We start from the raw sequence: 19,874 nt of genomic DNA, 5'->3' as shown, positions 1-19,874 counted from the left end.
ATTACTGCGAGATTTCAATGGGAATGTAATCTGAAATCCGCGAATCACTGGTGGAGATGCTGATGTGTGAGCGAATGAGCTGTTTTGATAGCGTCGATTTCACATCCGGAGTCACCGTGACGGGCAGGGTCACTTTGATCTTGGAGATGCCGCTGATCTTCGTGGGAATCTCCAGCGTTGCCTGTGAAGAACTGCTGGGGTCCTTATGAGCTGCCGAGGCGTCGATCAGTTTCTGGGGCCCTTTCACCTTCAGAATATAAACGTCTGGTCTGCCGACCGAGAGGATACTGAGGTTGATGGAGCCTTCCATTTTGACTGGAATGCTCGGGAAGTAGGCATCGAGGGTGATCGTGCCCTGGCTGTCTTTCAGACCTTCGTCGTAAGGTACGGTGAAGTACGTGTCGACGGCCGCGTACAGGGTTTCGTAAGGTTTGCCCGGTTCCGGACGGGGAATGTTATTAAACGATTTGCCCCGGCCGTAGAATGAGCCTTTGTGGGCCTCGACCATTTTGCCGTCGGGACCTTTTTTATACAGGCGGTGGTCGATCCGACCGCTGAAGCCTTTGGTTTTCTTATCGTCGGGCGGGAAGGTCAGCCGCACGGTGGTCGTCTGGCTTTCGCCGCTTTCGGGTCTCCACTCCGGGATGTCCAGTTTGCGGAAGGTTCGATAGTTGGCCACGATCGGGAAATGATCCTGCGGGACCACACGCGTCAGACTTCCCAGGCTGGCCGACATGCTGCGCACCTGGTTGGATGAGTTGGAGAACGTAATCAGTTTTTCGGATTCCTTGCCGGAATCGACGGTCGCCAGATCAAGCTCGTCGGTCGAGGCGCGGAAACGCTGCGCTTCGATGAGCAGATCGTATTTGGATTCATTCAGCCAGTTCCCGCTGAAGGTACTCACGAGCACTTCGTGGATGCCCTCTTCTTTGGTCGAGACAGTGAGGGTGGCGTTGGAACGGTCGCCGCCCAGCTGTGACGTCTGCTGGATCACGCGGTATCCGATCTCTTTCCCATCCGGGTTGAACACGCTGACCAGCAGGCGACCGGAGCTGTTGGCTTCAAAGCCGAGCATCACCGTCAGGCTGCTGTCCCGCCGGGTGACTGCCACCGGATAACGGTGATAGGCACCCGCGGAAATGGTTCGCTGTGGTACTACGTAAGCGGCGATGCGATCGGAATCGCGGAGTCCCAGGCCGGGCAGACTGACTTCGGTTTCCAGGTCGGAGAGTTCGATCGGTTTGTGAACGACATCCAGGAAACTGAATTCCCGTTCGCCGTGTTGCGTCACCGTGTAATAGGCGAGGTATGTTTTTCCGGTTTCCATCAGGTTCCGTTTGCGGGTACTGTAGAAAAACGACTTACTGCTGTTGGAAAGGACCAGGGCAATTTCATTCCCCAGTGCTTCTTCTTTTCCAGGTAAGGCGATTGAGAAGGGAATCTTCTCTTTATCTTTTTTCACATCCAGGGTCACAACGGAACCGTCGGTATCCTGGATTTCAACTTTTTCCAGGCGGACGATAGCGGGAGTGTTCTTGAGCAGGAGGCTGCCCTGATCGGAGACTTCGCCGTCGATATTCAGGTCCAGATCGACGCGTTTGTGGGCGGCAATATTATTGGACCGGTCATACAGCCGGTTGAACTTGGAATAGTGATTGATACTGAGTTCCGCGGTCTGTTTTTTGGGATCCAGCGTCAGTTTGGCCAGCCGCACGAATTCGGGATAGGCCTTGTCGATATCGATCAGGCCGGCTCCCTGCTGAGCGTACGTAAAGCCCTGCATCCGCAGTGCTGTATTTTCGAGTGCCAGTCGCATGCTCAAGGCGAGCGAGGTCAGCGAGTAGCGGCTGTCGGAGGATTTCTTCCGGATGGCTTCAATTTTCGTCTGCTGACGTTTCAGCACTTCCGCGTAATCCTTGTCCGCTTTAACCAGGGACAGCATTGCGGCGGCAGCACCGGCGGCAATCGGAGACGACATACTGGTGCCGTTGAACATGCTCGAACCTTCCGAGTTCAGCGGTGTGGAAGAGAGTGCCGATCCGGGGGCGACAACGTTGGGTCGCATTTCACCGGTGTAGGACGGTCCCAGGGAAGAGAAGTAGAGCAGTCCGTGTTCGGGTGCTTTGACTCCTTCTGCCAGGCGGTAATGCTCGCGTAGTGTATTGGCCGAGACCTGGGCACCGACAAACACAGCGGGGCTGGAAGCGCCCAGTCCGTTGATCGTGCGATAGCCGGGTCCATCATTGGAAGCGGAGATGAAGAACGTCGTACCGAATTTAGCCGAGAGGTCCTGCAGGAGAATGCTCAAGGGGCGTTTGAGATACCCTTCGTGGCTGCCCAGTGAAATATTCACGACATCCGGAACATAACCCTGCGGGTTAAAGAAGGCTGAGATAATACCACGCAGAATCGCCTGATCGGTACAGCTCCGCCCGGAGCAGACTTTGATCGCCATCAGTGCCGCTTTGGGGGCGGCCCCTTCGATCTGCATGCCACTGCCTGCGACGATCCCGGCCACGTGGGTTCCGTGCGACTGTTGATCGAAGGCGATCGTGATCTCATCGACCTGTTTTTTAGAATCGGGCCGGAAGAGCAATGGGTACGCGATGCGTTTTGTCCGCGAGGGAAATTCCAGCATGCTCTGGTAAGGAACTTTCAGCCCGTCTTTCTGCATTTTGCGGGCGGTGTTGAAATCCAGAATGGGGGTGTTGGCTTCTTCCTTGCTGAATTTTCCGTCCATATCGACGTCGACGAAGGCGAGCGTGTATTCTTTGGGGAGATCATGAATGGTCGGGTCCGGCTTTCGCGCGGCCACGGGGGCTTCAGGATCTTTTGCTTTTTTCTCTGCTTCCGCCTTCTTCTCTTCTTCGAGTTTCTTGAGTACCGGGTTCGGAATCGTGCCGACGACGACCAGCAGTTTATCATCCTTGGTGCCGTTGCGGTTGATATCCACGCCTTCCCGGCCCAGTGTGGTCCAGAGGTCGCCCTGCTGGAAGCCGAGCTTCTTTTCGTCGATATAACCGAAGAAGACATATTCGTTTTCTTTGACCGTTTCGGGCAGTGCGACAAACTTGCGGTCGGCAATTTCGATTTTGCCATCCAGTTGCCGGGCACGGGCCAGTGTGGAACGTCCTTCACGGGTGGCATCGTCCCAGAAGATCACGCGATCCTGAAAGACGGGATGGGTGGTGTCGATTCCGGTGTCGATGATCGCGACAATCGTGCCTTCACCGAGTCCCTTGCCGGCGACCCGCTTCCGCAGTGCCGGGACCTTGATGTCTTCCAGGGGTACATAGAGCGAATCGAAATCTGCCTCGGGAACTTCCTGCAGTTCAGGGACCTTCGGTTGCTCCGGCATGGGCATGGGGGCCAGGGCGCCCTGGGGGATGTTCTTGTGGGGCAGAATTTCTTCCATCACGCCTGAAGGGAGTTTGAGCGAATCGATGAATTTTTTGTCGTTGAGCTTGCTGGGAGGGAGGTTGACCACCAGGAAGGGGATATCATTTCCGATGCCCAGGTTGGGATCGTAAACAATTTTTCCGCCTGCTTTCTTCACCAGGTCGGCAGTGCGTCTGACGTCGTTGACCCGCAGCAGCAGTGTCAGTTCCGGCGAGCAGTCGCAGAGCTCTTCTTTCGTCTGGGCGGCAGCCGGTGAGCTGAAATGGCTCAAGCCGGTCAGCAGGATGGTCAGAGTCAGGGTGTATTTCGACAGTCGAGATAAATTGAAAAAGTTCATCCGTCCCTCAAGCTTTCGAGCAGCAGGACGCGCGGTCCTGTTTGTGTTTTTTGTTTTAAATTTTCAGCAGGCAGGTGGGTCGTGTCGAGTGATTTGGCTCCTGGATCATCCTCAAATCAGTATGATCGTTAAGCTTTCTCTATAAGACCACACTTTAATATAGGTTACATTTTGTAGAAGTTCTTCATATTCTCACATGATCGTCTATGAATGTGAATACCACGGGGAAGGGAAAATCTGATTTAATCCAGACTCGCAAAGCACTTAGGGGAATAGATCGAACTCCGTTCACCAGTTGAAGTTCTCTAATTCCAGATAAGTATATCAACAAATAATTGACAAATCGAAATGCATAAAATACCTTCTGTATATGCTTCAGTCTGCCCGCCAAGCCCTGATGTTTCTCTGCTGTGCAGCCATTGTGCTGGACATCGTGCTTCTGTTGGGCGGACCGTCTCTTTTACAGTCTTTGGATGAAAGTCCGGACTGGTTTTACTCCGAATTCGAGTTTGAAGAAAACGAGGATGCCGGGGAAGAAGAGCCACTGATCCAGGATGCGGAATTACTCCTCGAAGTTTCGCACGTCATTGCCTTGGTGATCGACGTTGATTTTCAGGTCAACGAATCTGATCGTGATGAAGCCTACATCTCTCGCGGCCCGCCGGTTCTCTGCTGACTCATACCTGTTTTTAACGGTATGCTCCTGTTGACTATTTCGGGTTCTCTCCTGCGCCGATCCAGCAACGTTTGATGCGCACTGTTGCTGTAATGCCACTTGACCAGTTTGGTCTGAGACGCCCCGTGACATCATGAGCGTGCCTTTTGAGTTCATCCCGCCTGAGCTTTATGATTCAGGTCCATAGATCATGGATTTCTTCAATGTCGCAAAATCAATACGACCAACCTAAATTTAATCTGAAAAGCTATCTCAACGATTTTAATCCCTGGCACAATATCAAAATCATGCACACCAACGTCCCTAACGACATTCTGGCGGGGATCACGGTGGCTGTCATTGCGATGCCACTGGCGCTGGCCTTTGGTGTGGCATCAGGACTGGGGGCCGAAGCCGGGATGTGGGCCGCGATCTGCGGCGGGATCCTGGTGGGGCTGTTTGGTGGATCTAATACCGGCGTGAGCGGTCCGACAGGGCCCAAGGTGGTCCAGCTGGCCGCGATCATCGCGGCGACGAAACTGGCCAGCGGCCAGCCCGATGTGGTGTTTGCGATGTCGATGGTTTTTCTGAGCGGTCTGATCTGTATTGTGCTGGCGTTGATGAAAATCGGTCGGTTTATCTATTACACTCCCTATTCCGTGGTCTCCGGTTTCATGTGCGGGATCGGTGTGATCATCATGCTGCTCGAAATTCCCCCCATGCTCGGATTTGCTACCCCCAACTCCGTGATGGGTGCGATCAAGCAGATTCCGTATGACATCATGCATGAGAAGCCACATGCGCTGATTGTCTCATTGGCCACCTTTGCGACGATTCTCCTCTGGCCCCGTTTGACAAAGAAGCAATGGTTACCTGCACCCCTGATGGGACTGATCGTCGGAACCAGCCTCGCCCATCTGCTGCAGTTTAAGGACATCGAATACATCGCCTCCATGCCGGTGGGAGTGCCGCACCTGTACTGGCCCGATTTTTCCCGCTTCGGTGATATGATCGGCGGGGCCTTCGCGCTGGCCGGGCTCTGTATCTTTGACTCGCTGCTGACCTGTCTGGTAGCGGACAACATGACCAACGAGCGGCACAACAGTGACCGGGAAATCTTCGGGCAGGGCATCGCGAACATGGGTTGCGGAATTGTGGGGGGCGTGACTACGGCGACCGCCACCATGCGGACCGTTGCGAATATCAAGTGTGGCGGCAAAACAGGTCTGGCTTCGATTGTACATGGCCTGGTTCTGTTGGCACTGATGCTCGGACTGGCACCTTACGCCAGTTATATCCCCATGGCCTGCCTGGCTGGAATTCTGCTGAAAGTCGGTATTGATATTATCGACTATCGCGTGCTGCCGGTCCTGCACCGGATGCCCTTCATGGATTCGATCTGCTTCTGGGCGGTATTGATTCTGACGATTTCGGTCGATCTGCTGGTGGCGATGGGCGTGGGGATCACAATCGCCTTTGTGCGGATCGTGCAGGAACTGGGACAGGCTTACGAACAGAACGTGGTCAGTCTGAATGAAATCAATCGCCCACTGCCGGCCGATGTAAGTATCCCGGAAGAACTCAAGGAAAAAGTCCTCAAATTGCGGCTGGAAGGTCCGCTGTTCTTTGGTGTTTCTGATACAATTTACCGTACTTCTTCAGCGCTGGTGGATTATAAGTATCTGATCATCCGCATGGCGCGGGTTCCGATGGTGGACATGTCGGGGGCGTATCTCCTGGATGACATCATCGAGAAAGCCCATGAGCAGGGAGCGACCGTCTTCTTTACCGGATTGCGACCCCAGGTGAAACGGAATTTAACACGCCTGAAAATTATCGAAAAGGTAACGGAGGCGAACTGCCTGGATACGTTTAACGCTGCGATCCTGCGGATTGAAGAACTGGAAAACGGACATGTTCCGGAAAGAGAACCGGTTGAACACGAAGACTTAAGCAGGGTTTAATGCGAATTCTGGCAATCAATGCGTATCATGGCGGGAGTCATCGCGATTTCCTGCAGCAATGGATTTCGCACAGTTGTCATGAATTTACCGTGCTCTCTCTGCCGCCCCGTCACTGGAAGTGGCGGATGCAGCATGCTGCCTTGACAGTCGCGGCAGAGGTCGCGGAGCGTTTTGCAGAAGGCGCACGCTGGGACATCCTGTTTGTCACAGACATGTTTGATCTGACGACGTTTCTGGGGCTGGTCCGTGCGGAAATTGCGGACCTGCCCCGCATCGTCTATTTCCATGAGAACCAGTGGACCTATCCGGTTCCCGCGGATGAGCCCCGGGATCTGACATACGGGTTTATCAACCTGAAAACCGCGATTGCAGCCGATGCACTCTGGTTCAATTCCGACTTTCATCGGCGGGAATTTTTTCAGGGTTCGATGGAATTCCTGAAACGGATGCCGGACTATGCGCCCCTGGAACTGCTCGAACCGTTGCAGCGGAAATCCGTCGTGCATTCACCGGGGATTCAGACTGTGGAGCAGGGGAACCCGGAGCGGGGACCTCGTCCGCTGCAGCTGTTGTGGGTGGCCCGCTGGGAATATGATAAAAACCCCGAACAGTTCTGTGCCGCGGTCTCTCAACTGGAAGCGAAGGGCGTTGACTTTCGTTTGAGTCTGTTGGGACAGTCGACACCGGAAGTGCCCGACTGTTTTCTCGAATTGCAGTCAGACTATGCCAACCGCATCGATCACTGGGGCTTTCTCGAACAGCGATCCGATTATCAGCAGGCGTTACAAAACGCAGACGTGGTGATCTCAACGGCCCGGCATGAGTTCTTCGGGATCTCGATCCTGGAAGCAGTGGCAGCAGGCTGCCTGCCGGTGCTGCCTCAACGCCTGTCTTATCCCGAGATTTTTGCGGAAACACCCGAGTGTTTCTACGACGGCTCGACCGAGGCACTGGTTGAGAAGGTCATGCAGTTCTCACAACTGTTGCAAACGGACCGGGGAGCGGAGTCGCTGTGCGAGCGGCTGAAAAAAATCTGCTCCCGTTATCACTGGGAGTCGACGGCACACATGCTGGATGAGGGAGTTACGGTGTGCCGTCGCCATCAGGTTGTCGAGTGATCTGAGGCAGCTCCAATCGGCATAATCCGCTTTCAAAATTGCGCTCATGCGTACAACTGGCACCCGTTCTAAAGGGCTGTAACGATTGTAACAATCAGAGACAGAATGACGGTTGCGCGCTTTGCATGAAATCTGGTTTGCTGAGTAATCTGGGCCTTGTATTACAGTGCTGACAGAGAGTCATGCACTTTAATCAATCCAATTATTTTCGATCTAAATTCAAAACTTTTTTATTGTGTTTGGGATACTGCTCTGGCAAAGTAATACCTGTCAGTGACCGCGTGTTTCTGATTTCATGACGGTCTCACCAACTTTGATTAAAGACTGTATGAAGCATCTGAGATCTACCACTTTTGCCAAGCGATTATCATCATGCTTACAATTTCAAAAGACATCCTGCCCCAGACCTTTCTGAGCTACATCGCCTTCCGGATTGCATTCATGGACACCCTGGAACGCATTGCTCTGGCAAAGCAGGTGGGAGACGACCCGTTCGATTCATTCGGGTTTCTGACCGAGGTCCCGTTTTTGAGAAGCGTGCCGCCGCACGTGCAACTGGATCTGCTGTCAGTCACCTGGGCCAAACATCTGGCCAGTGAAAACGTCGAAGGCGACCTCGTCGATGAAAGCGTGGTTTACGCGGTTTGTGAAACTGCTGCCCGCATCATCGATGAACAACCCGACGAAGCACGTCGCTACCTTGAGGGGGGACCACTTGACGTGCACATCGCCGTTGATCATTTCCTGTCATCGGAAGTACGCAATCTGCATCTGAATCTGTCTAACGAAGGCGATTTTCTGCTGATCAGCCAGTTTCAGGATATGGCTCCTGAAGAGGCACTGCCGATGAAAGAAGAATTTGGGATTCAGGAAGAAGAAATTGAACCCATGTTCGACGTCTTGATGCAATGGTACATGTCGGTTGACTTCATGCCCAACCTGGAAGGGTTGCTGCAGGAACGTGAAGTCGCCCGGGCGATCACAATCGTCGGTCTGAAACAGCAGCCGCTGTGCTGAATCAGCATAGTCAGGCGTCGACTGACGAGATGCACTGAGGGGGATCAGGAACGGTTGTTATCATCCGTTCCTGATTTTTTTTCGCGCCGTTCTTTGAAGACTTCCAGCCGTTTGCGGATCGTGGCTTCAAAACCCCGCTCCACGGGCCGATAGTATTCGCGTTCCACACCGAGGTAGTCCTGGTCGACCCAGCCCTCTTCTGACGCGTGGGCATACTGGTATCCCTCGCCGTGACCCAACTGGCTGGCACCGCGGTAATGCGAGTCTTTCAGATGCACGGGGACCGGCAGCAGGGCCTTGTTGCGGACATCGGACAGTGCTTCGTCGATGGCGACGTAGGATGCGTTCGATTTCGGCGCGGTGGCGATATACGTGACCGCCTGCGAGAGCAGGATCCGGCCCTCGGGCATGCCGATTTTCTCGACGGCGGCAAACGCGGCATTGGCCACGAGGAGCGCCATCGGGTCTGCATTTCCCACGTCCTCCGCAGCCGCAATCACGATCCGGCGGGCCAGGAAGCGGGGGTCTTCACCGGCTTCAATCATGCGGGCCAGCCAATATAACGCCGCATCCGGATCACTGCCCCGCATGCTCTTGATGAGTGCGGAAGCGGAGTCGTAGTGCGCGTCGCCGTCCTGATCGTATTGAATCGCTTTTTTCTGAATCGATTCCTGGGCGACTTCCAGATCGAAGGGGCGATCTTGACCGTGGATTGAGAGGACGCCAATCTCCAGCGCATTCAGGGAACGGCGGGCATCCCCGTCGCAGACTTCGATCAGAAAATCGAGGGCTTCTGCTTCGACTTCGATGTTGTAGCGAGCCAGGCCCCGTTTTTCATCCTGCAGAGCCCGATGCATCAGCGTGCGGATTTCATCCGCTGTCAAAGCCTGGAATTCAAAGATCTGGCTGCGGCTGATGAGAGCCGAGACGAGCGAGAAAAAAGGATTTGAGGTTGTGGCACCGATCAGCGCGACAACGCCGGATTCGACATCGGGGAGCAGCACATCCTGCTGGACTTTGCTGAAGTGATGCAGCTCGTCGATGAACAGAATCGTCTGCTTGCCACCTGAGGCCAGTTCATCGCGGGCCCGGTCGAGGGCGGCGCGAACTTCCTTGATGCCGGCGGAAGCCGCGTTCAATGCTTCAAAGCGGCGATGGGACTGCCGGGCAATCAGTTCTGCCAGTGAAGTCTTGCCGGTGCCGGGGGAACCGTAAAAGATCAGCGAGCCGATCCGGTCCGCGGCGAGGATGCGTCGCAGCAGTTTGCCTTCGCCCAGGAAGTGCTGCTGTCCCACAAATTCTTCCAGGGACTGGGGACGCATGCGGGCTGCCAGCGGTTTCGCCTTTTCCAGGTGCTGCGATTCCTGCTGGTCGAACAAGCCCATGTGAAAAACCTCCGCCAAGTGATTCGTTCGCGGGTGTATTAGAACCCGTGATTGCAAAGTGGGGACCTGATAACTCGGGTTGTGTGAGCCGGTTATACCGGATTTACACGCGGCCGAATCTCGCGGGTCCCCAGATTAATATTTGTAGGGTCAACTCACGATTTTGAATCAACATGACAGAGGCTTGTTTCTCTGTATTCGTTATGTCCTCATTTTAACCGGCAGCCCTATGTAAAACAAGGAGCCGATTTTAGAAATAATATTCTGTGAAAACAACCGGTTTAACCTTCGTGCTTGTCAGAAGGGCCCTTCGGTTTCTGTTTCTGTTGCGAGAGAAATTCGACCAGATCCCGCAGATCGTCTTTGCTGAGCTGCTTGACGATTTCATCGGGCATGGCCGACTTCCCGTTGGCCCGTTCGTCGATGTCTTCTTTAGGTACCCGGATCAGAGTCCCTTTGGCGTCCATGACCTCCAGGGTGTCGTCGGTCTCGTTACGAATGATGCCGACGACGACCTTCCCGTCCACCAGGGCCAGTACTGCTGTTTCGAATCCTTTGGCGATCGCTTTGTTGGGAGCGACGATCGCTTCCAGGAGATAGCGGCGGTCCTTGTCGCGGCCGATGCCGGAAAGGTCCGGTCCGACTTCACCGCCGTTGTTGCGGATTTTGTGACAGCGGCGGCAGGAAGTATCGCTGCGGCCATAAAAGATCTCGCGGCCTCGGGCGGCGTTACCGCCGGACAGTGATTCGATATAATTCGCGAGGACATCGCCCTGGGGACGCTGGGCTTCGAACTGATCGCGGAGCTGGTCCAGTTCGGGAGATTTTTTCTGTGCGGCTGCTTTGAGCAGATCCAATTGAATTTCCGCGGGGACTTCCTGTTTCACCAGCCGCTGCATCCAACGGGTCAGGATGGCGGTTGCTTCCGGGATCTGCATTTCAGCCAGGGTGGCGATGGCGCCCTGTTTTTCTGAGGTATTCCCGTTTTCGATTGCCTGTTCCAATGGCTGGATCGCGGCCTGGGGTTCGTGGCGGGCCAGCACATTCCGGCCTGCGACCCGCAGCGCTGCGTGTTTGTCGGCGATCGCGGTTTTGGCGATGGCAGCAATTTCGGGATAGCCGAGTTTGTCCAGTGCATTCAGCGAAGCGACCCGGACTTCGACGGGACGTTTTGGATCTTCGACCATTTGTGCCAGCATCGGGGCGGCTTCCTTGATGCCATATTTCGCAGCCAGTCCGGTGCCCGCTTCCTTGATCTTCTCAGAGCTGCTGAACAGATCGGGAACGATGGGGCCCACGATCTCTGCCAGTTCGATGGGTTGACGGTTTTCGATGGGCTGCCAGCGTCCGAGGACGCGATCGAGAGGCTCCGGTTCATTCCACTGGTTCAGTTCTGCAATCGCTTCCAGGCGGAGTGCTTCGGGGACGTTTTTGTCGGCTGCAATTTTCGCCACGACCGCCGCATTTTCGGCACCGCCGAGTCGGAAGTTGGCATTCATTACGCGGCGGAGCAGGGGATCTGAGGTCTGGGGAGTAATGGAAACACGAGCCAGATCGCTGACGGCGTCCGTAATCGGAGCATCGTTGATGGCGCGGGCTGCTTCGAGAACGACCAGCGGATCGGCGTCCTGCAGGAACAAACCGACTTCTTTCCGCTGCAGACGACGCAGGGCGACCACCGCTGCCAGGCGGACCGCCGGTGATTCATTATTTGCGGCGGCAATCAACTGGTCGGCGGCACCGATGCGGGCCAGGGCCAGAATGGCAGAGTGACGCAGCATGGGATCGACATTGTTATTCTGTTTCAGCATTTCAAACAGGACCGGGATCGCATCTTGAGACTGCAGGTGCCCCAGGGCCACCGCAGCGAAGTATTGCACTCGGCCGTTGGTATCAGAGAGTAACTTGATCAGGGTGGGAGTGGCATCGTACCACTTTGCTTCGCCGAGCACTTTCGCGGTCTGGGCTCTGACTTCACTGTCGGAATCGTTGAGCAGGCCTTGAATGCCGGCCACCGCGGAACTGGTTTTGCGGCCCAGTTGACCGATGCCCCAGATCGCGTGCAGGCGGGCGAAGAGATCTTTCGATTTCAGGGCGACGTTTTGCAGGGCGTCCAACGCACTTCGATCGACGAGGGCGAACTGTGCTTCCATGCGGATCCGCTGATCCGGATGTGCGAGCAGACCGGCCAGTTCCTCTGTGGAACGTTCAGAGAAGCCTTCCTTCATCAATTCTACGGAGTGAACTTTTTTCGCTTCCCCTGCGTGTTTTGTGTCGGTGAACTGATAGATGCGGCCTTTGCCCAGGCCGTTCCAGCCATTGACCCAGTCCGAGACATACAGGCTGCCGTCGTAACCGAAGTCGACGTCGGTCGCCAGAATCTGCCAGATGAATTCATGGGAATCGGTCAGCTCAAACGAAGCGCCTTTGGGTTTGACGGCGAAGGAACGGATGCCGCTGCGTGAGGGAGTGCCCCGGAAGTCGGCCAGGAAAAAGTGGCCTTTGTAGCGGTCAGACAGTCCGACGCCTGGATAGTGAACCAGACCGGAAGGGCCGTCGGCCAGATTGACGATGGGGGGCACTCTGTAAGCAGGTTGTCCCTGATGGTCCGGATGCCAGATTTTTTCGCGGTTAAAGGGACCACGGTCTGACAGGTACTGGTAATACATCCGCCAGCCTGAATCTCCCCCTTCGACCACGTAGACCCAGCGGGCTTTGTCGCCGCTGTCGGAATTGTTATCGCCGGTGAACAGGTTGCCGTAATCGTCGAAGGCCAGTTCCTGTGGGTTGCGGAGTCCGTAGGCAAATTCTTCGAGTTCGGTGCCGTCCAGGTTACAGCGGAAGACGGCTCCCGTGTCCGGGCGGAAGAGGTGCTTGCCTTCTTTGGTTTTGATGTTGTAACCCCGGTCACCGATGCTGAAGTAGAGTCGTCCGTCGGGACCGAGTTCCAGTCCGTGCAGGTCGTGTCCGCGGAAGGCGACCCTGACGCCATAACCGCTGCTCAGTTTTTCGCGCAGGGTGGCTTTGCCTTCACCGGCGGTGTCTTTGAGACGCCAGACATTGGGAATGCAGGTGTAATAGACATAGCCGCCCCGGGCCAGGACGCCGGCGCCAGTTCCCTCTTCGATATGATTGAAGCCGTCTGCGAAGACGCTGGCATGGTCGGCTTTTCCGTCGTGATCCCGGTCTTCGACCAGGCGGATCCGATCATGTTCGAGGGCATACTGTTTGACGTTTTCCTTGAGGTGTTTCTTGAAATAAGCGATGCGATCTGCCACGGTTTCTGCAGCGAGGTCGTCGTGCAGCCAGTCCATGTGGCTGCGGTTGTCTTCGACCCCTTTGGACTGCCGATAGGTTTCTGCTACGTAGAATCGCCCCTGTTCATCGATGCAGAACGCGACCGGGTTGGCCAGCAGCGGCTCTGCGGCAAACAGGCTGACGCGCATTCCTTCGGGAACGCGAAAACCGGAAATGGCCTGCTCTCCTTCCTGGGAGGCTTCCGCGATGGCGGGGGTGTAAGGCGTTTCGCTATAGCCGGCCCGGGGGTTTGCAAAGGGGAGCAGACTGACCGAGCAGGCCAGCAGGAGGCGGAGACGAAACGGTAATTGCAGACAGTGGGCAGGAAACAAAGTAACACTCCTTGGGGTGAGCGGCGGGCTGCTGTGAATGAAATATTGATGAATTCTGGTTGGAAAATCGCTACTATCTTAACGGCCTGCAGAGGCCGTTCACAGCCTGAGTTTCTCCTAAATTCTCTGATCAATACAGATTTGAACCGGAGCCAGAATTTTTGCCGAGCTGTATGAGTACAGTGCATTCTCAACTGGTTTGCAGGTTACAATCTCAGTAACATGCACTTAAATACAAAATAACGTCACTGAGAGGCAAGCCGTTCATTAAGTTTGCTTACAAAAGAGTACGAACGACATCTAGAGTGTGCGCAACGCAATAGAATCAGGTTAATCCATGAAAAATGTTGTCAGCCTCATCCTGGGAGGGGGCAAAGGGACCCGTCTGTTTCCGCTTACACAGCTCCGCTCCAAACCAGCCGTTCCGCTGGCCGGCAAGTACCGGTTGATTGATATTCCGATCTCCAACTGTATCAACAGTGAGCTGAGCCGCATCTATCTGCTGACTCAGTTTAACTCGGTCAGCCTGCACCGGCATATTCGCCAGACTTACAAATTCGATTCCTTCGGGGGTGGTTTTGTCGAGATCCTGGCCGCCCAGCAGACGATGGAAGGGACCGACTGGTACCAGGGAACTGCGGATGCCGTCCGCAAGAACATTCGCTGTATCGAACAGTCGGACATCGACTACGTACTGATTCTTTCCGGCGACCAGTTGTATCGCATGGACTATTCGGAGATGCTCAACAATCATATCGAGTCGAAAGCCGACGTTTCGATTGCCACGGTGCCGCTCTCCAGCGAGCAGGCCTCTGCCTTCGGGATCATGCGGGTCGATGATTCGGGACGCGTGAAAGGCTTCCTGGAAAAACCACAGACCGAAGCAGATCTGTCGATGGTGCGTACGCCTCCCGAGTGGATCGATCAGCAGGGCATTGAGAGTCGAGGCCGGGACTGTCTGGCGAGCATGGGCATCTATCTGTTCAACCGCGACCTGCTCGTCGATCTGTTAAAGGCGACCGACTACGAAGATTTCGGCAAGGAAATCTTTCCGATGTCGATTCGCACACATAAAGTGCACGCGCATCTGTTCGACGGCTACTGGGAAGACATCGGGACGATCCGCTCTTTCTATGATGCGAACCTGGCGCTCGCGCATCCCCACCCGCCGTTTGATTTTGTGGTGGAGAAAGCGCCGATCTACTCACGTCCCCGATTTCTGCCTCCCACACGGTGCGAAGGCACCCAGATCAGCCGCAGCCTGATTGCGGATGGCTGTGAGATCGACGAGGGCACGGTGATCGAAAATAGTGTGATTGGTCTGCGGTGCCGGATTGGCAAGAATGTGACGATCCGCAACTCGGTAATCATGGGAGCCGACTTTTACCAGGACCACTGCAAAACGCATGACACGGATGGTTCGCCAGCCATCGGCATTGGTGAGGGCGCTTACATCGACGGCGCGATCGTCGACAAAAACTGTCGAGTGGGTAAAGGTGTCCGCATCGAACTCAACGGCCACACCGAGACGGACTTTGACCAGAGCGACGTGATGATCCGCGACGGCATCATTGTGGTGCCGAAGGGAACGGTTCTGGCAGAGGGTTGGAAGTTGTAACTTCCACCATTTTTTTAATTTAACTCAACAGGCAGCCTTTCGGGGCTGCCTTTTTTTACATCGCGCTTGAAAAATGTATGGGTGTATACATAATGGGTTTGTGGATCTGTTGCGAGTCGGATCATTGGAACTACGAGTCAGGGGAATATTCTCATGCGTTTTTTGATGATGAATGTCATTATTCTGTGTCTTTCATCAGTTTCTGTTCTCAGTGCCGCAGAGCCGCCTTCGGAGACTTATGAAGACCTGGGTTTTGAGACGGTAAAGGTTCTGGATTACAAGAAATCACTGCGGGAACAGGGAGAGGAGATTCCTCGATTTCCACCACGTACTGGTAACGCGCTCATTGTCGAGACGTCGGGATCTGATTCACGCGCTGAAAAGGCAGGGCTCGAAGATAAGGATTTAATTGTGATGATCAATGGGACCTTACTCCGGTCGCCTGATGAGGGAGACGAGATCCTGAAAAAAATCACGTATAAAGATGAATTTGAACTAAGGGTGGTCCGACTTGTTGAAAACCGCTGGGACCGGAAAACTTTCACGATCAAAGCGATGTCTGATCTGGAATATTATCGCTCTCAGATCTATTCAAGATTTGGTTTTGATTCGCATTGTAAGCCTGGTCGTTTTAAGAGACACAAAACCTCTTCCTCCATGAAATATATTCATAATGCTTTTATGTTGTATATCCAAGATACAGCTGATGAGCCTGATGAACTTTTCTTGAGAATCAGTCAGTTCTTGCCGGATAAAGCCTTGCTTCAGGAAGAGGGCAAGCCTGCAGGATTTATTGTCAAAACGGACCAGAACAGTTACCGAATTGCTTTTATTGATTCGGTTGGTGAGCAAATTGCAAAATATAAAAATGAAAAGTCTCAAACTGAGAAACGAATTCAATCAATCAAGGAAAAGATTGCTGAATTGAAAAAAACAGAGAATGCAAAAAACGAACTGACCCAGACAGAAAATATGCTTGAGCAACTTGTCAAGAAATATAAAACGGATCAGGTCAAGCAGGCTAACTTCCTGGAAAATGTAAAACTGATCAAGGCAGTAATTGAAGAAAAAGCTCGAAAGCAATATAGCGAAATGTATGTCGGTGCAGGTCCAATATACAGTAAGTATCTGGATGAACTTCGTACAAAATTAAGGAACGGAGGGACTGTCGAGGAGATCAAGTTAAATACTCTGGAAACTCTCAGATTGGGGGGCGCGGATCTTGATCTGGCAAGAAAGCGACAAGGATGGAAATTACGCGATGAACTCATCTTTCCCGATGAATTCAAGATGATCGAAGATATGATTTCCTCTAAAAACGTGACCGTCTACTACGAAATGGCACCCGAAAAAAAGTTTGAAGTGACTGAAGAACAACTACAGGCGATGAAGGCTGTGTTTTCAGTGTTCAAAGCCGACAAGGAACAAGCAGGAGAGTAATCGGGCGAGCCTGTTGCATAATGTACTATTCAGATCCAATTCAGGATTTGTGAAACGCTTTTAACAGATCCGTGTGCCGGACATCGACGGCGTGCCAGCAGGCGTCCTGCTCTGCTGCGGAGAAGCCCTGCCAGGCAACGATGAAGTGGAAGCTGCACCGGCTCCCTTTTTTCAGGTCAGGAAGTGTCAGCGAAATCCCTTTTTCATCATGTCCCAGTGGGCAGTATTCATATTTTTGTTCTTGCGGGAGACGGGTGTTGAGACACTCTTCATCTTCGGTGCCGATCATCAACTGGGTCTGTTCATTCTCCCAGGACATTGCATACAGATGCTGGCCCCCTTCATAGGAGTAGGAGTCGTATTTTCTGTCCCGCAGTCGGAATTCGAAGATCAGGTCTTCCGCCGGCTCGCGGCAATTGAGCTGGAGCAGGATCCCCAGGCAACTGTCGACCAACATCCCGGCTGGCAGCCGGGGGGAGAGCGGTACGGCGTCGAGTCGCACCTTCACCCCCGGCGTGACGCCAAAGACGAAGAAATTGATTTCCCCGAGTGGGGTATCGATAATGAGGTTGTGCATGGTTGTCAGGTCTGAAAAACGATCCATTCGCAGGTAGCTCTTACTTGTGATGATAGTAATGACATCGCCATTTACCGCTGGCAATTCGATTGTGCGAACTTTCTCTAGAATCGCAATGTCTATTTTCAGGAAAGCTTCTGGAGATTAAAGTATCATGAACGTCGATTCTCATCTGGTCCATCTGGTGCACGACATTCTGTTTCGTGAGTGGGATCCGCTGGGCGTTAATGATGATGAGAAAGCCGTCAGAGAGTATTCCCGCTACATTGTCGGCATTGTCCAGTTACTCAAGAGCGGGGCGGATGAACGGCGCGTCGCAGAGCATCTGTTGCGAATTCAGGAAAACGAGCTGGGAATCAGTCCGCGAGATCCCCAACGGGATCAGGTGATCGCTGCGCGACTGCTGGTCGCTTATGAGATTGCCCGGCGTCGCATTCGACCGGCCCGCTCCGCAGAAGAACTGCTGGAACGTTACCAGGCAGGGGAACGCGTTTTCAATGGGAGCCGGATCGAGACAGACGAGAGTGGGATTCTGGCAGGATGAACACTGGATGGTCTGGTACTCCGCAATGCTTATGTGAAGCTTTCATTCCAGAGGGCGTCTCTGCGGGGCGCTGACTTCTGGGATGCGGAGTTGAAGGGCTCTGATTTTTCCCAAGCCGACTTGCGCGGAGCCAGGTTTGTCGGAAGCGTACTGAGTGACACCTCGTTTCAGGACGCCCGGCTGGATGGAGCACAGTTCTTCAACGCCTGCCATCAAATGCGGTTGTTGGAAACGGGTGAGTTTCCCGACACTTGATGACCTGCGGTTTGGCAGTCGCATCACGCATATTCCGCGTGGATGTATTCGTCAATCGGCTCGAAGCCCAGCCTGGTATAAGCTCTGATTGCGGGGAGGTTGTCGTTGTTGACAAACAGGGTGAGCTGTTTTTCCCGGGCGAACCAGTATTTGCAGATCGCGCTGACGGTCTGTTTTGCGTAGCCTTTGTTCTGATGTTCGGGATGCGTCATGACGCCGCCAATCTGGGCGTAGTGTTTTGAAATGCCGTGAATGTTGGCTTTGGCGATGACTTCGCCTTCCTGTTTGAGCAGCCATTCGTAGTGGGGGGAGATCCGTGCGCGTTCGTGTGCGGGCACTTCCTGGTCCGCCTCCCGGCCTTCCATGATGTTCCCCAGGCGAATGATGGCGTCAATGTCGTCGGCCGTTCCCTGGACCTCTGCTCCCGTGGAACAGTCGTGGAACTTCTCTGGCGGGAGCTGATACAGTGTCTGTTCGGTGATCTTTGCAGGCACGATGCCGTGGTGTTTCAGACGCTCGATGGTCGGCAGAGCGTGGCGTCTGAAGGCGACCACATATTTGAGGGGCCGGTTCTGTTTCACGAATTCATCGACAAAGGCATTGATGACGGTGGTGCTCTCGGCATTCAGCGTGATGTCGCTCCAGCGTCCAAAGTAAACGCCCAGGCCCAGCATGGTACCGTTTTCGAAATAGCCGAGATAGGTATTGAATTCGAAGGGATTGTCAGAGAATTCAAAGCTGCCGATGACAAACATGTTTTCGATTTCACGCTGGTACGCGAAATCGAGAATCAGCTGCTGATCTGCGGCGGTAAGTTCACGAAGCATGGAGTGCCGTTTCTGAAATCTGTTTTTGGCTTAAGGAAAATGCGATCAATCGTATAAGACAAAAATGCGTCCGACAAGGTTCACACATCTTGTGGGCTGTAAGTAAGCGCCGTACGGTTTTATCTTGCGAGGCGGGAGGGCAGCAACTGCTTCTCAAATGTTTTGACTTGCATCCTGAACCGGTTTCTGGTCCTATTGCTGTCTGTTTGTTCCTGTCTTCGGTCATCAGGTGAGAGAAGGATTCAACATGAGAGGCGATGATTTCCAGATTTCCGTTCGAGGTCCCGAGGGGTACGTTGAGGATCCACAAAGTGTGAATGAGTACCTGGAACATTTTCGAATGCAGATTCTGGATCACTTTCAGCAGTCCCCGGAGTACTTCAGAGAGGCCGATTTGAATATCACGCTGAAGGACTTCACGGCACGGCGGTATGGCAGAGGCGTGATGTGGTTTTCGCTGCGCTGGGAAATTGAGGCTTACGTCACCGGGACGGTGAATGGAAGGGAGTTCGACTTTCCGGTTTATGTCAAGAATGAATTGAATGTCAGAAAGATCGGTCTGATATCCATCCACAGAATGCTCACAGAAGGGTGGGATTTATATTCCACCTACGCGAATAATTATGATCTGGCGGGTGATCACAAAAAAGTGAAATTAACAATCGACGATATCACCAGTCAGATTTTAATTGCGCTGGATCAAAAAGTGGGGCGTCCTCTACCCCCGACCACAAAACGAATTTACGCGGTCTGCTGGAGTCTGGCGATTCTGTCGGGGCTGAGTGTTTTTGTTTATTTCATCATGTTTAGTGGAAATTATTCGAACGCTTCCGATTCCCGGTTAACTATAGTCCTTGCTTCTGCTCTGTTCGGTTCAATCAGCGGAGCGTCGGTATTTGGCATCGTCTTTTTATTCAGTTTTATGCTGCAGCCTGATGATTATTTTGTAAAGGATCCGGTCGGCAGAAAAATGTTGCATCGTTCGGGCACCAAGTCAGTGTTGGTTTTTCGGTTAGTCCTGTTCTTTGTACTGTGTGTGATTGCATTTCTCATCTATTTTCTGAAGACACAAATCATCAAGTGACGAGCGGGAAACCGAAAGTGCAAAA

General features: G+C 53.5%; 14 protein-coding genes. 9 read left to right on the top strand and 5 right to left on the bottom strand.

Annotated elements, in window-relative coordinates:
• Position 1 precedes the first annotated feature (1 nt).
• Entirely contained in the window at positions 2–3,736 is a 3,735-nt protein-coding gene (locus tag Enr10x_RS22900) for a S8 family serine peptidase (RefSeq protein WP_145451493.1), read from the bottom strand.
• 421 nt (positions 3,737–4,157) lie between these two features.
• Between Enr10x_RS22900 and Enr10x_RS22895 the strand changes: the two genes are divergently transcribed.
• The 4 genes from Enr10x_RS22895 to Enr10x_RS22880 all read left to right on the top strand — a co-directional run bounded on the left by Enr10x_RS22895 (position 4,158) and on the right by Enr10x_RS22880 (position 8,490).
• The gene (locus Enr10x_RS22895; RefSeq protein ID WP_145113323.1) at positions 4,158–4,412 is read left to right on the top strand and encodes a hypothetical protein; all 255 of its coding nucleotides are present in this window, start codon (positions 4,158–4,160) and stop codon (positions 4,410–4,412) included.
• Between the two features lie 203 nt (positions 4,413–4,615).
• Entirely contained in the window at positions 4,616–6,355 is a 1,740-nt protein-coding gene (locus Enr10x_RS22890; protein WP_197996195.1) for a SulP family inorganic anion transporter, read from the top strand.
• Positions 6,355–7,473 carry a tRNA-queuosine alpha-mannosyltransferase domain-containing protein gene (locus Enr10x_RS22885; protein WP_145113319.1) on the top strand — a complete coding sequence of 373 codons (1,119 nt, stop codon included), beginning with the start codon at positions 6,355–6,357 and terminating at the stop codon, positions 7,471–7,473. Before Enr10x_RS22890 ends, Enr10x_RS22885 begins: the two co-directional genes overlap by 1 nt.
• A 372-nt stretch (positions 7,474–7,845) precedes the next feature.
• Positions 7,846–8,490 carry a hypothetical protein gene (locus tag Enr10x_RS22880; protein WP_145113317.1) on the top strand — a complete coding sequence of 215 codons (645 nt, stop codon included), beginning with the start codon at positions 7,846–7,848 and terminating at the stop codon, positions 8,488–8,490.
• 44 nt (positions 8,491–8,534) lie between these two features.
• Here Enr10x_RS22880 and Enr10x_RS22875 read toward each other — a convergent pair whose 3' ends face one another.
• Both Enr10x_RS22875 and Enr10x_RS22870 read right to left on the bottom strand, forming a co-directional pair.
• The gene (locus Enr10x_RS22875; protein WP_145113315.1) at positions 8,535–9,875 is read right to left on the bottom strand and encodes a replication-associated recombination protein A; all 1,341 of its coding nucleotides are present in this window, start codon (positions 9,873–9,875) and stop codon (positions 8,535–8,537) included.
• Positions 9,876–10,156: 281 nt separating this feature from the next.
• Positions 10,157–13,504, bottom strand: coding sequence for a PVC-type heme-binding CxxCH protein (locus Enr10x_RS22870; RefSeq protein WP_145113313.1), 3,348 nt, complete (start codon positions 13,502–13,504; stop codon positions 10,157–10,159).
• A 337-nt stretch (positions 13,505–13,841) separates the two neighbouring features.
• On the opposite strand from Enr10x_RS22870, the gene Enr10x_RS22865 reads away from it, so the two are divergent.
• Both Enr10x_RS22865 and Enr10x_RS22860 read left to right on the top strand, forming a co-directional pair.
• Entirely contained in the window at positions 13,842–15,122 is a 1,281-nt protein-coding gene (locus tag Enr10x_RS22865; protein ID WP_145113311.1) for a glucose-1-phosphate adenylyltransferase, read from the top strand.
• 153 nt (positions 15,123–15,275) lie between these two features.
• The gene (locus Enr10x_RS22860) at positions 15,276–16,562 is read left to right on the top strand and encodes a hypothetical protein (RefSeq protein WP_145113309.1); all 1,287 of its coding nucleotides are present in this window, start codon (positions 15,276–15,278) and stop codon (positions 16,560–16,562) included.
• A gap of 40 nt (positions 16,563–16,602) precedes the next feature.
• Here the strand turns inward: Enr10x_RS22860 and Enr10x_RS22855 are convergent, their stop codons facing one another.
• Positions 16,603–17,166 (bottom strand): hypothetical protein, encoded by a 564-nt coding sequence (locus tag Enr10x_RS22855; RefSeq protein WP_145113307.1) that lies wholly within the window; start codon positions 17,164–17,166, stop codon positions 16,603–16,605.
• Between the two features lie 127 nt (positions 17,167–17,293).
• Here Enr10x_RS22855 and Enr10x_RS22850 point away from each other — a divergent pair, with 127 nt between their 5' ends.
• Both Enr10x_RS22850 and Enr10x_RS30675 read left to right on the top strand, forming a co-directional pair.
• A complete protein-coding gene (locus Enr10x_RS22850; RefSeq protein ID WP_145113305.1) occupies positions 17,294–17,683 on the top strand; it encodes a hypothetical protein in 390 nt (129 codons plus the stop codon).
• A gap of 33 nt (positions 17,684–17,716) precedes the next feature.
• Complete coding sequence (locus Enr10x_RS30675) at positions 17,717–17,938, top strand: pentapeptide repeat-containing protein (RefSeq protein ID WP_197996194.1); 222 nt, start codon at positions 17,717–17,719, stop codon at positions 17,936–17,938.
• Between the two features lie 23 nt (positions 17,939–17,961).
• Here Enr10x_RS30675 and Enr10x_RS22840 read toward each other — a convergent pair whose 3' ends face one another.
• A complete protein-coding gene (locus Enr10x_RS22840; RefSeq protein WP_145451492.1) occupies positions 17,962–18,765 on the bottom strand; it encodes a GNAT family N-acetyltransferase in 804 nt (267 codons plus the stop codon).
• 340 nt (positions 18,766–19,105) lie between these two features.
• Here Enr10x_RS22840 and Enr10x_RS22835 point away from each other — a divergent pair, with 340 nt between their 5' ends.
• Positions 19,106–19,849: a hypothetical protein gene (locus tag Enr10x_RS22835; protein ID WP_145451491.1), complete on the top strand. Its 744-nt coding sequence runs from the start codon at positions 19,106–19,108 to the stop codon at positions 19,847–19,849.
• Positions 19,850–19,874 lie beyond the last annotated feature (25 nt).

The organism is Gimesia panareensis, assembly GCF_007748155.1.
Lineage (GTDB): Bacteria > Planctomycetota > Planctomycetia > Planctomycetales > Planctomycetaceae > Gimesia > Gimesia panareensis.
Note: the sequence above shows the minus strand (reverse complement) of the source record. Positions and strands in the feature narration are given on the sequence as shown.

Bases quoted from the DNA above. Each gene is read 5' to 3' on its own strand.
- Enr10x_RS22900 (WP_145451493.1), bottom strand. From the start codon at position 3,736: ATGAACTTTTTCAATTTATCTCGACTGTCGAAATACACCCTGACTCTG.
- Enr10x_RS22890 (WP_197996195.1), top strand. From the start codon at position 4,616: ATGTCGCAAAATCAATACGACCAACCTAAATTTAATCTGAAAAGCTAT.
- Enr10x_RS22885 (WP_145113319.1), top strand. From the start codon at position 6,355: ATGCGAATTCTGGCAATCAATGCGTATCATGGCGGGAGTCATCGCGAT.
- Enr10x_RS22880 (WP_145113317.1), top strand. From the start codon at position 7,846: ATGCTTACAATTTCAAAAGACATCCTGCCCCAGACCTTTCTGAGCTAC.
- Enr10x_RS22875 (WP_145113315.1), bottom strand. From the start codon at position 9,875: ATGGGCTTGTTCGACCAGCAGGAATCGCAGCACCTGGAAAAGGCGAAA.
- Enr10x_RS22865 (WP_145113311.1), top strand. From the start codon at position 13,842: ATGAAAAATGTTGTCAGCCTCATCCTGGGAGGGGGCAAAGGGACCCGT.
- Enr10x_RS22860 (WP_145113309.1), top strand. From the start codon at position 15,276: ATGCGTTTTTTGATGATGAATGTCATTATTCTGTGTCTTTCATCAGTT.
- Enr10x_RS22855 (WP_145113307.1), bottom strand. From the start codon at position 17,166: ATGGATCGTTTTTCAGACCTGACAACCATGCACAACCTCATTATCGAT.
- Enr10x_RS22850 (WP_145113305.1), top strand. From the start codon at position 17,294: ATGAACGTCGATTCTCATCTGGTCCATCTGGTGCACGACATTCTGTTT.
- Enr10x_RS22840 (WP_145451492.1), bottom strand. From the start codon at position 18,765: ATGCTTCGTGAACTTACCGCCGCAGATCAGCAGCTGATTCTCGATTTC.
- Enr10x_RS22835 (WP_145451491.1), top strand. From the start codon at position 19,106: ATGCAGATTCTGGATCACTTTCAGCAGTCCCCGGAGTACTTCAGAGAG.